Origin of the sequence: Bacillus sp. XT-4 (assembly GCF_050864245.1) — a bacterium.
Taxonomy (GTDB): Bacteria; Bacillota; Bacilli; order Bacillales; family Bacillaceae; genus Bacillus; species Bacillus altitudinis.
Window position 1 is genome coordinate 261,374 of the sequence record NZ_JBPAFI010000004.1, and the last position, 13,915, is coordinate 275,288.

The following is a 13,915-nucleotide window of genomic DNA, read 5'->3' on the forward strand; positions in this document are numbered from 1 at the left end:
GATTTACGGCAAATCGAAATTATTTTGAGTTCTTTTGACCACAAAAAATATTTTATCAAAAATGAAACTCGTTGTATATTGTTTTGTATTTCGTACATGCTTTTCTTAAAGGAGCTGATCAAATGAAACGAAAGATCGCCATCAGCTTAAGCATATTCTGCACGATTTTAGGAGGAGCATTCTTGATTGAACGAAATGATCAAAAAAGGTGGCAGGCTGGGAGTGAATGGCCGCTATTTTCTGAACATCTCCTCCATATGACCTATCCGCAGGCGAAACAGTATCCTTTTCAGCCTCGGGAGTATATACGAATTGTATTAGCTGATGAATGAGGATGTATGGGAGAAAAGAAATATAAAAAAAGCATGTCCCTTATGAAAGGGACATGCTTTTTGTTTCTTTTTTAAGTAAACATTCTGAGTAAGATTGTTGCGCAAATAACGGTTGCTGCTCCGCCAAGACGTGTAGAGACTTGAGCGAAAGGCATAAGGCCCATTCTTCCAGAAGCTGAAAGAATCGCAACATCACCAGTACCGCCTAATCCACTGTGACAGCCAGTCACAATGGCAGATTCAACTGGATACATGTTCATGAATTTACCAACAAAGTAACCAGAACCAACCATGCCTAGAACAACAGCAATACATACACATACGAAAGGAATCGAAATAACAGTGGCCACATCATCAAGTGGAATGTATAGAATTCCTAAACCAACCATTAGAGGCCATGTAAAGCTTTTCGATACAAACTTGTAGAACTGTTGTGAGCCGTTTTGCAAATGCTGAGGCATCACGTTTAAGTATTTGATTAATGCAGCAAGAACAATCATTAAGATTGGACCTGGAATATGAACAAAACTTTCTAATAAGCCGCCAAAGATAAAAGTTGTACATGCAACAAGCACACCTGCACCCATTAAGCTGAAGTCAACTTTAGTATCCATGTCAGGCTGTTCAAAGATTTCATTTGCTTCTTTTGATTTAACAAGTCTTCCGTTCCCGTTTAGTTCAGGACGTTTTTCACCAAGCTTTTTCATTGCGCCAGCACAAATGATGGCAATGACGTTCCCAATAACAGCAGCCGGAATCAATTGAGAAATTAATGACTCTGCTGATACACCAAGAATTTGCGAATAAGCAATCGATAATGGCAATATCCCTTCACCGACACCACCGGCAATAATCGGTACAATGATAAAGAAGAACGAATGATGCGGTGTGTAACCAACTAGAAGACCCACTAGAATTCCAGCAGCTACAGCAGTAATTGTACCTGCAACAAGAGGAACAAACATACGAATAAGGCCTTGTACTAAAACAGTTCGTTGCATCCCAAGAATACTACCTACTACAAGAGCAGATATATAGAAGTATAGGAAGTTCGACGTTTTCATCAGAGACGTAACCGCTTCCAACGAGTTTGGATTCAGAACATGAAAAAAGACCAGGAACGATGGTACGAATAAAGAAAGAATCGCCGGTCCACCAATATCTTTTAAGATTGGAATACGTTGTCCTACATCTCCTAGGAAAATCCCTAAAATCATAATAACAGCGAAACCACCAAGCATATTTGCTGGAATTTTATTAAAATAAGCGGCAGTTAAAATAATCGCTGCAAGTACTATATACACAGGTAGATCAATAACACCAATTTTCCAAGAAAGAATTTTTCGGAAAACGCTTTTATTATTGTCAGAATCGTTTGTAATCGATTTCAATTGTTGTGTATTAGCCACATAAACACCCCCAAATGCTATTTGTCTCAATTGTAGAAGATTCTGTGACACTCATCTATTTATTAAACTAAATTAAGTGTAATAAAAGTAAAATAAACGGGGGTTTTGTCGTTTTTATCATACAAAAATCCCCTGAAGATAGTTTGTCCTTCAGGGGAGTGATCATACATGGTATTTATTTATCGTTTTCCTTTTAAATAAGGAGTACCAAGTGCTTTTGGAGCGTCTGCTCGTCCAATGAAGCCAGTAAGAGCTAGGATCGTCAGCACATATGGTGCAATGAGCATGTACACGTTCGGGATATCTTGAAACAGCGGAAGCAGAGAGCCAATGATGCTTAAGCTTTGTGCAAATCCAAAGAATAAAGCAGCGCCCATAGCGCCAAATGGGTGCCATTTCCCGAAAACAAGGGCGGCTAACGCAATGAAGCCTTGTCCTGTAATGGTGGCGTGTGAGAAATCAAGAGCGATGGTCGATGCATACACAGCTCCGCCAAGACCGCCAAATAGACCACTAATGAAGACGCCGATATAGCGCATTCGGTATACCTTGATTCCCATTGTATCAGCTGCCATTGGATGCTCTCCGACTGCACGAAGTCGCAAGCCAAACGGCATTTTAAATAAAACAAACCAAGCGACAACCGCAAGAACCAATGCGAGAATGGACGTATAATACACATCTTTAAAGAAAATATCACCAATGATCGGAATGTCACTTAAAAGGGGAATATCTCCTTTATAGAAAGGTTCTGTAATTTTATCCGTTTGTGCTTTTCCATAAATCAGTTTGACAACAAACAGCGTAGCACCAAGGGCAAGCATGTTAATCGCAACACCACTGACCGTTTGATCTGCTCTGAACGTAATAGTGGCAACAGCGTGAATGAGTGAGAACACGCCGCCAATGGCCATACCAACAAGTAGACCGAGCCACGGGGTCAAGGCACCAAACGTATCAGCAAACATTAAGTTAAAAATAATACTAGAAAATGCTCCGACGACCATCAAACCTTCAAGACCGATATTGACGACACCTGATCTTTCTGAAAAGACGCCTCCAAGAGCGGTTAAAATAAGTGGTGCAGCATAAACGAGTGTAGCTGGGACGATGATTTCAAGAATTTGCAGAAATCCCACTTATTTTCCCCCCTTTTTCTTCAATTGTTGAATGACAAGACGGATGATATAGCTTGAGGCAACGAAAAGAATAATGATCGCAATCACAATATCAACGACCTCAGTCGGTACGCCAGATTCAAGCGGCATGTTTAAAGCACCGACTTTCAATCCACCAAGCAATAATGCCGCTAAGACGACACCAACAGCTGTATTTCCGCCTAATAAGGCAACAGCGATTCCGTCAAAACCAACGCCAGTGAATGATCCTTTAATCGAAGCATATTCAAATGTTCCGAGTCCTTCCATCGCACCTGCAAGACCTGCAAAGGCACCAGAAATGAGCATCGCATAAATGATGTTGCGTCGAACGTTCATCCCAGCATAATGAGAGGCCTGCTGGTTCATCCCAACTGCGCGTAATTCAAACCCTTTAGAGGTTTTCTGGATAATAATCCACATGACAACAGCCGCAATAATGGCAACAAAAATCCCATTATGCATTCTAGAGAAATCAGTGATCTGCTCAAAAAAACCAGATCGAAGGGAAGCTGTTGCATCAATTTTTTCTGTTTTATCTTTATTGTTTGTTAAGACATTTGAAATCAAATAATTTGTGACATGAAGGGCAATGTAGTTCATCATGATGGTGACAATGACTTCATGTACGTAAAAACGAGCTTTTAAAAATCCGGGAATAAAGCCCCATAATGCACCAGCAACTGCTGCTGTGATCAGTGCAAGAGGCAGATGGATATACATAGGTGCATGGACAGTTGTGCCGATCCATACAGCAGCTACCCAGCCAATCAGCATTTGACCTTCTACCCCGATATTAAAGAGGCCTGTCCGAAATGCAAAGGCAACAGCAAGTCCTGATAAAATATAAGGCGTGACTTGTCGGATGGTTTCTCCCATATAATACGTTTCACCGAAGACGCCATTCCAAAGGGCGCTATAACCTTCGATGACACTATAACCGCTTGCCAGCATAATGATGGCCCCAACGAAAAGACCAAGTACAATGGCTATAAGCGGAATCAGCAGATTTGTTAAGCGATTAGACATTTGCTTCTTTCCCCACTTCCTGTTGCGTACTTCCAGCCATTAACAGACCAAGTTCTTGCTCTGTTGTTTCTTTTGGATCAACAATGGCAATAATGCTGCCTTCGAAAATCACAGCAATCTTATCACTGACATTGATAATTTCATCAAGCTCAAAGGAGATGAGCAGAACAGCTTTGCCTGAATCCCTTTGTTCAATCAGACGTTTATGAACAAATTCAATGGCTCCGACATCAAGTCCACGTGTCGGCTGTGCAGCAATTAATAAATCAGGATTTCGGTCCACTTCACGGCCAATAATGGCTTTTTGCTGGTTACCGCCTGAGAGCGCACGTGCTTCTGTATATTCACTAGGTGTCCGTACGTCGTATTCAGCAATGATTCGTTTTGCTTTTTGATAAATATTTTTCATATTCATCAAGCCAAACTTCGAATATGGACGCTGATAATACGTTTGTAAGGAAATATTTTCTCCAATTGAAAAGTCAAGGACAAGTCCGTGCTTATGACGGTCTTGAGGAATATGACCGATACCAGATTCTGTGACCTTACGAGGCGGGAGATTTTGAATGGCTTTCCCGTTTAGCATGATCGTGCCAGATTCGGATTTTTTCAGACCTGTAATGGCTTCAATTAATTCAGATTGACCATTTCCGTCTACACCCGCAATTCCAACAATCTCACCAGCTTTCACTGATAAATTGAGTTGTTTCACAGCTTCAATTCCTCGCGCATCTTTGACAGTGAGATCTTGAATTTGCAAGACTTCTTCAGCAGGGGAGGCTGCTTTTTTGTCTGTTTTAAATGAGACTTCTCGGCCGACCATTAAGCTGGCAAGCTCGTCTTTGTTTGTGTGTTCCACATCAAGTGTACGAATACCTTGCCCTTTTCGGATAATGGTCACGCGATGACAGGCATCCATAATTTCTTTTAGCTTGTGGGTAATTAAAATAATGGATTTGCCTTCATTGATTAAGTTTTTCATAATTTGTATGAGTTCTTTTATTTCTTGAGGTGTTAAGACGGCTGTTGGTTCGTCGAAGATCAAGATGTCAGCGCCGCGGTATAGTGTTTTTAAGATTTCTGCTCGCTGCTGCATACCGACTGAGATGTCAGATACTTTAGCGGCAGGGTCTATTTTCAGTCCATAACGGTCAGAAAGTTCCTGCACTTGCTGAATGGCTTGTTCTTTGTCAATCTTTCCAAATTTCTTTGGCTCTTTTCCTAAAATGATGTTTTCAGCCACAGTAAATGTATCAACTAGCATAAAATGCTGATGGACCATTCCAATGCCTAAATCACTTGCATCATTTGGACTTGAGATTGTAACCGGTTTTCCGTGTACCTTGATTTCACCTTTTTCAGGCTGATAAAGTCCGAAAAGCACGTTCATAAGCGTTGATTTTCCAGCGCCGTTTTCACCAAGCAGCGCATGAATTTCGCCCTTTTTTAGCTGTAGCGTAATGTTATCATTTGCTACAATGCCAGGGAATTCTTTGCGTATATTCAACATTTCAATGACATAATCCACAGGTTTAACCGCTCCTTTTTTAGGGTGCTGATGAAGATAAAAACTAGCAAAAGAAAAGCTGCAAAACAAGGCTGCAGCTTTTCTTTTACCACCTTTTACGAATAAAGAGGAGGTAAAGGAGAGGCAAGGGGATAAGACGCGCTTATCCCGATGCACAAATTAAGCTTTAAAATCTTTTAGTTCATCACGTGTTGCAGGGATTTTCACTTCACCCTTGATGATTTTTTGTTTCCATTCTTCGATTTTCTTCAATACATCTTTATCAAGATTCTCTTGAGATGGAGAGATGTCAACGCCGCCTTCTTTCAGACCGTACGTGATGACTTCGCCACCAGGGAATTTACCTTCTTTTGCTTTTGTTGTTAAGTCTTGTACCGCTGTGTCTACTTTCTTAATCATAGAAGTAAGAGTGACACTTTGTTTTGTTCCAGGTACTTTACCTTCGTCATACTGGTCTTTATCAACACCAATGACCCACACTTTGCGGTCAGGATCAGCTTTTTTCAGGTTTTTCGCTTCTGTGAAGACACCAGTTCCAGTTCCGCCTGCTGCGTGGTAAATGACGTCAACGCCAGATTTGTACATACTTTCAGCTGTTGCTTTACCGATGTCTGCTTTATCGAATGCACCAGCATATTTCACTTCAACTTTTGCTTTTGGATTAGCTGCTTCAACGCCTGCACGGAAACCAACTTCGAATTTTCTGATTAATTCAGAATCAACGCCGCCAACAAAACCAATTTTGTTTGATTTTGTAGAAAGAGCCGCTGCCACACCTACAAGGAATGAACCTTCATTTTCGTTAAATGTAATGCTTGCTACGTTGTCTTTTTTTACAACTGCATCAACGATGGCAAAGTGGTTTTTCTTACGTTGATCAGCAATTTCAGTAATAGAATCTTGCATTAAGAAACCAATTCCGTAAATCAAATCAAATTTCTCACGAGCAAGTGTGTTTAAGTTTGTTGTATAGTCAGCGTCTGATTTAGATTGTAAGTAATCAAAGCCGTTTTTACCTTTTGTTAAATTGTTGTCTTTCCCAAATGCTTGTAAACCTTCCCAAGCAGATTGGTTAAACGATTTGTCATCGACACCACCGACATCAGTTACCATTGCAACAGTGAATTGATCTTTATCTTTTTTGTTTTCACCGCTGTTTGAGCCAGAGTTGCCGCATGCTCCAAGGATGGTTCCTGCTGCTACGACTAAGGACAATGCAAGTCCAATTTTGCGCTTCTTCAAAACATAACCCCCTATAAAATTTAAAAGTTTCAGAAAAGTCTCGCGAAAAAAGACCGACTCTTGCCTTCTCCTATCCTTGTGAAAAGGGTATTTTATCCTGCATTCTTTTAAAATTGATGGAAACAGGAGAGAAGATGTAAGACATCAGACTTATATCTCGTTGAACTAATCAATCATAATTTATCATTTCCCATCGAATAAATAAATAGAAATTTGTTTTATTTTTAAAAAAATGTTAAAAGGCTAAATTCGATGTCTTTTTATGTGCTGAAATATGATATAATGCCGCTTTTATGATGTGCTCTACTACAGTGGAACCACTGATATCAAGGGGTTTGTGACATCGTATGCCATAAAAAAACATCTGGCCTTTGAGAAAGGTCAGATGTGTCAAATTAAAGATATTGCTGAATCAAATTCATGTTGCTTGTATTCAGTTTATATTGGAAAACAGGGCGGCCGATTGTCCCGTATGCCATCTCCACATCAACCACTTCGATATCCTCAAGAAATTTCAAATATTTTCTAATCGAAACTTGGGAGATTTCAGTATGATTGGCTAGGTCTTCGGTCGTGAAAGCCTGCTGACCGAATGATTGAATGCTTGTCCAGATGAGTTTGAGTGTGCTCTTCGTCAGGCCTTTTGGCAGCAGGACTTTTTCCGCCTCTGCTTTTTTATGAAAAAGCTTCGCGTCTAAATCATTTTGCGAGATGCTGTTCATCGTTTGGTATAGGGCATGTTTTCTTTTATATTCTGCCAGTGCTGATTGGAAGCGTTCAAACTCAAAAGGTTTGATTAAATAGTCGACAGCTCCGTTTCGCATCGTTTGCTGTACGACATCCACTTCATTTGCAGCTGAAATGACGATGACGTCAACGGAATGCTTTTGCTCACGAATTTCTGATAATAGGGCGAGCCCATTTTGTCCAGGCATATAAATATCAAGCAATACAAGGTGAATGATTTCTGATTTTAAGATGTCTAGTGCCTTTTGAAATGAGGTGGCAATCCCTTTTAATTCAAATCCTTCTATTTGGGTCAAGTAGCGTTTATTCAGCTCCCCGACCATTGGGTCATCTTCTACGATCAACACATTAATCATGTGAATCCTCCTTTTGTTTATATGGAATACGGAGACTAAAGGTCGTTCCTTCTCCTTTTTCGCTTGTGACGATCATATGTCCGTTCAGTTTTTTGATGCTTTGGTCAACAAAGTAAAGGCCAAAACCTCTGTCTTCTCCTTTTGTTGAAAAGCCTTGATCAAACATAATGTCCTGTTCTTCTTTTGTCAGACCGACACCTGTGTCTGTAATTTCAATATGAAGCTGCTCTTGGACATATCTGAATGAGATGGAAATATTTTTGTTCTCTGTATGGGAAACGGCATCGAGTGCGTTATTTAACAGATTACCGATGACCGTAATAAGGTCATGTGTGACTGCTGGGTCCTCCGAGTTTGGTACCTGTGTACTGCAATTGACTTCTAAAGCTGCGCCTTGTTCTCTGATGTAGCTTTGTTTTCCTAGTAAAAACCCGGCTAAGACTGAGTTTTTCACATGGTTGATGATTTCATTTGTTTCTGTCTGCTGATAAATCGCAATATCTTTAATATAGGTGCCAAGGTCATCATAGTTCTTCAGCTGGACCAATCCTAAAATGACATGGAGCTTGTTCATAAATTCGTGTGACTGGGCACGAAGTGCATTGGCATACATCTTCACCCCGCTCAGCTGCTCAGCCAGGTGTTTGACTTCTGTTTTGTCACGGAAGGTTGCGATCGCTCCGACAATTTCTCCTTTTACCGTAATCGGTACCTCATTAAAGACAAGCTCTAGTCCGTTCATTCTGACATCGCGATCAAGCAGCGGTTTCCGTGTTTCGATTACTTGCTTTAAGCCGCTTGAAGGTAGAAGGGCCTGTACATCTTGTTCTCTAGGGTCAACCATAATGCCCATATTATGAAAAAGGCGTTTAGCTTCTGCATTTGCCAGCTTGATTTTACCGTGCTGATCGACAGCAAGAATGCCTTCTTTTGTTGACTCTAGCATAGCGCTTCGTTCTTTTAATAAGGTGGCAATTTCATCTGGCTCTAGTCCAAACATAATCTTCTTTACTTTACGTGCCACAATGAGTGCGCCGATAATGCCAGATAAAAGGCTTAGAGATGTGACAAAGTAGAGCGGGAGCAGGCTTTGATGAATAATTAAATCAATTTCCTTTAATGTAATCCCAACTGCCACAGCCCCGAGCTGCTTGCCATCTTGGTTATAAACAGGAACAAAGGCACGCATGGACTTGCCAAGTGTTCCAGATGCGGTACTAATATGTTCTTTACCCTGTAATGCCGGTTTTTCATCACCGCCAGCAAATCGCTTCCCAATCTTTTGCGGATTCGGATGTGTTTTGCGGATACCGTTCATATCCATGACGACAACGAATTCGGTTTTGGTGATACGCTGCACATTGGTTGTATATTTCCGTAGTGCTGTATATGATTGATCTTTTTCCAATGATTTCGCTGTGATCGGAGCCTCTGCGACCATTTTGGCAGTGGAGAGGGCGATATCACGTTCCTGCTGATGAATATTTTTGGCTGTTTCTGACCAGATCGTAAAGAATGTGATACAGAGGGAGATCAGGACAACAATACAGACAAAGATCGTCAGCCGTGTTTGCAGTCTTAAAGTTTTTTTCACGAGTATACCCCTAACGCGCAATTTTTTCGTAATAGTAATACTTTAACGGGAAAATGTAAGTTTGTGAAGGAATGTACGTGCAAAATCACAAATTTGATTTAGATTCCAGTTTACTTGGAAAGCATCTTGTCAATCCGTTTTAAGTGAGCCATAATAAAAATGAGCTTATGAGAAAGGATCTATTTATGAAAAATACATATTTGACTGGATATTTTCCGCTGATTTCGATTTTGCTATTCAGCTCTGCCTTTTCTATTTTTACAGTAGGTATCACGACTGACTTCTTGACCCAAGCAGGGATTTTAAAAGGAATGCTGGAATTTTTCTCTGAACAGGGCATTCGTCTTGCTTTATTTGCCGCATTTGCACTTGTTTATTTTATGATTTTATCTGCTTTAAAACTCATTGCAGATACGGTGTTAGAGTTGGCGCTGCTCTTTTTTGCAAAGGACCCTGAAGGGGAGAACTTAAAGAAAATTCGGATTGCATCGGTTGTCTATTTGTTTGCCAGCTTACTTGCATTTCTATTGACGCAGCAGCTTATTTTGCTTGTTGGGCTTTTTGTTTTAGCAAGTCTCGTCTATTTTATCTGGGTTGTGGTACGCATTTATCAATCACTTTCCATGCTGAATTTAATTGGGTTTATGATGTTTAATCTGCTGTTTTGGGCCACGTTTTTGATTGGCATTTTGTACTTATTTATTAAGCTTTATAACAGTGTGATGGCGAGTCTGCCAGCTTAATCAGACGAAAGAAAGCATCCTCCGATGATGGAGGATGCTTTTTTATGGAAGAAACCGCTTCTGAATTTCTGGTGTAGGCATCATACAGGATGTTTTTTGACCAAACCATTTATAGCGATTCTTTGCAATGAGCTGATAAAACCAGTCACGGATTGGACGAGGGATCGCGAGGAGTAAATAGCTCCATCTGTATATCCCTTTTAAATGCCGTGCGGCTTTTAAGATGCCTGTTGACTTCATATAAAGGGTCCCATTTTCAATATAAATGAATGAATTGAACTCATCTAAAGGCAAGCCGTTTTCTTTTAAAACACGCTGCCCTGTATCTGATTGTAAAGAAGCAAACATCATCCGCTCATTCGGGTCGCGCTTGATGATAAACTGAACAGCACCACTGCACACGTTGCAGACACCGTCAAATAAAATGAAGTGAGAGGGTTGTGTTGAATGCATTGCAATCAATCCTCCTGTTTATCTAGCGTATTGCATAGTTTGTTTCCAAATACGTAAGTGCGGGCTTGAACTATAAATCGATTCAACGGTTCCTCTATCTCTTCCGACCCATACACCCATTGTGTATTGATCTGTCAGGCCAACAAACCAAATGTCTTTGTAGTCATTGGATGTGCCTGTTTTTCCCCCAATGTAAGGAGAATTGAAATTCGCCTTTTTCCCTGTTCCACTTTTCACAACAGAGGCAAGCAGCTTGCGCATTGTTTCATTTGTACGCTGAGAGTAGATTTGTTTCGGCGACTCTTTCCACTTGTAAAGGGTTTTGCCGTTTAAGTCTGTGACCTTTGTAATGGAGTGATTTCGCGTATAGGCACCTTGATTGCCAAACACGGTATAGGCATCGGTTATTTCTAGCGGCGAGAAGCCTTTTGTAAATCCTCCAAGTGCAGAAGGGAGGCGGTAATCATCTGCGACAATATGTTCGAATGAGAACTTTTCTAAATAGCTGAAGCCTTTTTTGACACCGACTGTATCAAGCATACGAATCGCTGGTGTATTGTAAGAGTTCTTAAAGGCTGTTTCAAGTGTTACAGTTCCATACGTTTTATGATTATAGTTTTGCGGGCAATATCCGCTACTGCAAAACTTGCCGGCACTGATTTTGCTTGATGCCGTGGCACCGGTTTGATCAATATAAGGGCCATAATCTAACAGCGGCTTAATTGCGGAACCTGGTTGTCTTTGCGCTTGATAGGCGTAGTTGAAATCAAACTTTTTATAGTTCTTCCCGCCAGCAAGTGCGACGATTTGATGGGTTTGGTGGTTAATGACTGCTGAACCGCCTTCCACACCTTGATAAGGCAATTGTGCATTGAGCTGATAGACCGCTCTTTGTTGTAAGGAAGGGTCTAGTGCTGTATAAATCTTCACACCATCTTGAAGCAATGCACTGACCTTTTCTGATAATTCTTTTTGAATTGCCTTTTTTGCGCCAGCTGTTTTGGCTTTTTTCAATCGTTTTGTAAAGCCTTCCTGATCAGACACCAGATCGGTAAATTCTTCATTGGCGTAGGTCACATAGTCAGGGTAAAGATTTTTCTTTTCACTTAAGGACAAGCTGATTTTTTCTTTCACTGCTTTTTTGTATTGCTTCTTAGTAATGACACCATCTTTTTCTAAAATACCAAGCAGCCGTTCCTGGCGTTTCTTTGTATGTTTGAATTGTTTCAATGGGTCATACAGCGTAGGGTTGTTAGGAATCGCAGAAATAAATGCCATCTGTGCAAGTGTCAAAGAACTAAGAGGCTGATCAAAATAGTAATTAGCCGCAGAACCGACACCGTAAACCCCGTTACTGAAATAAATCGTATTTAAATAGCTTTCGAGAATTTCCTCTTTTGTAAATTTTCGCTCGAGCTCATAGGAATAGAGCAGTTCTGTAAACTTTCGGCTGAATGAACGTTCATGACTTAAATATAAATTACGGGATAACTGTTGTGTGATGGTGCTGGCGCCTTGGCTAATGCCATGGTTTTTCACATTTGCAGCAAGGGCACGAATCACGCCCATAAAGTCAATGCCTTTATGGTCATAAAAGTTGCGGTCCTCTGATCGGAGGAACAGCTCCTTGACGGAATCAGGAATTTTATCGTACTTCACGAAAACACGGTTCTCATCGTTTGATACGATCTCAGAGATAAGAGAACCATCTCGATCATACATATAACTGTTTTGGGAAAAGTCTACCTTTTCCAGCTTGATTTTTTGATCAAGCACTTCGTTAACAGGTTTTACACTTGCGGCTTCTTCCTTTGATAGATAAAAAGTCAGAACAAATAATGGGATGAGGGCAGCAAGTAATAACCAACCAATGATTGCACGAAACATGAGGTCACTCACTTTCTTCGGATTTCTAGCCATATCGTACCATTCTTTTGCGATTACGAGAAGGTTATTTTTAGAAAAGAATAGACGTGAAGTCTAGTAAACAAGGCATTTAGACAGAAGAAAAGAGTATCTGATGATGGATCAGACACTCCTCTCTTTTGTCTTTGATTGTGAGCGGACCGCCCATAAAAATAATGCCCCGAAAAGGAAAATGCCGGCGGTGACATAAAAGACAGCTGGAATTCCGTAATGACTCGCCACAATACCGCCTATGACGGGTCCGACGACATTTCCAAGAAAGCGGAAGCTGACATTGTAACCAAGCACTTCCCCTTGCATAGAGGCCGGCGCTTTGATGCGAATATAGGCCGTCGTACAAGGAATGATGCCGCCTAGTGCCATCCCGTATAAGAAACGGAAGATCACTAACATCCCGTAGGAATCCGCCATCGCTTGCGGGATGAATAAAATGGAGGAGAGGATGAGAAGGGCAAGCAGCACCTTATCGTGACCAATACGATCTCCAAGGTCTCCCCATTTCCGTGTAAACAGCAAATTGCCAAGCCCGGTTGCAGAAAACGCCAGTCCTGCATAAAAGGCAAGGTTGACTGGGCCGTGTAAATCATGAATGTACAAGGCTAAAAGCGGCTGAATACTAAAGTTCCCGACTTGCGTAATAAATGTGAGAAGCATGGTGACGACAAGTAAAGGCTGTTTGAAAATATGGACAAGGACGTCCTTCCGTGAGTAAGAAACCCGTTTTGCTTCTTTTGAACGGATTGGCTGTTCTTTCACACCGAAGATAATGACAATCGCTGACACATATATGACAGCAGCTGTTAAGAAAAATGTATAAATGAATCCGACACTGTCTGCCATAAATCCACCCATTAATGGACCGAATAACCCTCCGGCGACATTACTCATCTGCATCGTACCAAGGGTCTTACCGGCTGTTGCCTTTTCGGTCTGTGCAGAAATCAGTGCCATCGAAGTCGAAATAAAGCCTGTCACAAGCCCCATGAAAAGCCTTAACGCAAATAGTTGATAAACGGTTTGAACAAGCCCCATTAATAAAATACTTGTTGCAATCCCAATGCCGTTAATGAGCAAAATCTTTTTATAGCCATGCCGGTCACCAATCCGTCCCCAAATTGGAGAAATGAGAAAGGCTGTTAAAAACGTAACCCCAAAGACATAGCCGCTCCATCTTTGAACAAATTCATTCGAATAACTGCTATCAAGAGACTCTATGTAAAGTGATAAAAAAGGGACGATCATTGTAATGCTGGCAGATACAAAAAAGTTCACAAACCACATGATGTACAAGTTTTTCTTCCTGTTTGTGATAAAGACCACCTTCTTTATTTATTTCGTGTTCCTTAATAATTATAAAGGAAAATAAACGATCTTTCATCTGATGAATAGGTTGGGCATA

12 protein-coding genes are annotated in these 13,915 nt (G+C 40.9%); 2 read left to right on the forward strand and 10 right to left on the reverse strand.

The features are described from left to right. Positions 1-122 precede the first annotated feature (122 nt). Positions 123-332, forward strand: a complete 210-nt coding sequence (locus tag ACRRMM_RS13450; protein WP_017358947.1) for a hypothetical protein — start codon at positions 123-125, stop codon at positions 330-332. Positions 333-403: 71 nt separating this feature from the next. On the opposite strand, the gene ACRRMM_RS13455 is transcribed toward ACRRMM_RS13450, so the two are convergent. The 7 genes from ACRRMM_RS13455 to malK form a co-directional block, all read right to left on the reverse strand. Next, the gene (locus tag ACRRMM_RS13455; protein ID WP_017367956.1) at positions 404-1,741 is read right to left on the reverse strand and encodes a 2-hydroxycarboxylate transporter family protein; all 1,338 of its coding nucleotides are present in this window, start codon (positions 1,739-1,741) and stop codon (positions 404-406) included. 179 nt (positions 1,742-1,920) lie between these two features. Continuing rightward, on the reverse strand, positions 1,921-2,880 hold the full coding sequence (locus ACRRMM_RS13460; protein ID WP_008345835.1) for an ABC transporter permease: 960 nt from the start codon (positions 2,878-2,880) through the stop codon (positions 1,921-1,923). Continuing rightward, positions 2,881-3,927, reverse strand: a complete 1,047-nt coding sequence (locus tag ACRRMM_RS13465) for an ABC transporter permease (protein WP_428828583.1) — start codon at positions 3,925-3,927, stop codon at positions 2,881-2,883. It lies immediately after the preceding gene. Next, positions 3,920-5,455: an ABC transporter ATP-binding protein gene (locus ACRRMM_RS13470; protein WP_008345830.1), complete on the reverse strand. Its 1,536-nt coding sequence runs from the start codon at positions 5,453-5,455 to the stop codon at positions 3,920-3,922. Before ACRRMM_RS13470 ends, ACRRMM_RS13465 begins: the two co-directional genes overlap by 8 nt. A 159-nt stretch (positions 5,456-5,614) precedes the next feature. Then, complete coding sequence (locus ACRRMM_RS13475) at positions 5,615-6,697, reverse strand: BMP family lipoprotein (protein ID WP_047945344.1); 1,083 nt, start codon at positions 6,695-6,697, stop codon at positions 5,615-5,617. A 395-nt stretch (positions 6,698-7,092) separates the two neighbouring features. Next, positions 7,093-7,800 carry a response regulator gene (locus ACRRMM_RS13480; RefSeq protein ID WP_035389249.1) on the reverse strand — a complete coding sequence of 236 codons (708 nt, stop codon included), beginning with the start codon at positions 7,798-7,800 and terminating at the stop codon, positions 7,093-7,095. Continuing rightward, on the reverse strand, positions 7,793-9,394 hold the full coding sequence (gene malK / locus ACRRMM_RS13485; RefSeq protein WP_008345824.1) for a malate sensor histidine kinase MalK: 1,602 nt from the start codon (positions 9,392-9,394) through the stop codon (positions 7,793-7,795). Before malK ends, ACRRMM_RS13480 begins: the two co-directional genes overlap by 8 nt. A gap of 185 nt (positions 9,395-9,579) precedes the next feature. Here malK and ACRRMM_RS13490 point away from each other — a divergent pair, with 185 nt between their 5' ends. Then, positions 9,580-10,137, forward strand: a complete 558-nt coding sequence (locus tag ACRRMM_RS13490; RefSeq protein ID WP_017367952.1) for a YufK family protein — start codon at positions 9,580-9,582, stop codon at positions 10,135-10,137. Positions 10,138-10,179: 42 nt separating this feature from the next. On the opposite strand, the gene ACRRMM_RS13495 is transcribed toward ACRRMM_RS13490, so the two are convergent. From ACRRMM_RS13495 to ACRRMM_RS13505, 3 genes are all read right to left on the reverse strand, one after another. Further along, positions 10,180-10,590, reverse strand: coding sequence for a thiol-disulfide oxidoreductase DCC family protein (locus ACRRMM_RS13495; protein WP_035389247.1), 411 nt, complete (start codon positions 10,588-10,590; stop codon positions 10,180-10,182). An 18-nt stretch (positions 10,591-10,608) separates the two neighbouring features. Beyond that, positions 10,609-12,510, reverse strand: coding sequence for a transglycosylase domain-containing protein (locus ACRRMM_RS13500; RefSeq protein ID WP_428828582.1), 1,902 nt, complete (start codon positions 12,508-12,510; stop codon positions 10,609-10,611). Between the two features lie 108 nt (positions 12,511-12,618). Continuing rightward, positions 12,619-13,797, reverse strand: a complete 1,179-nt coding sequence (locus ACRRMM_RS13505; RefSeq protein WP_220482436.1) for an MFS transporter — start codon at positions 13,795-13,797, stop codon at positions 12,619-12,621. Between the last annotated feature and the right edge of the window lie 118 nt (positions 13,798-13,915).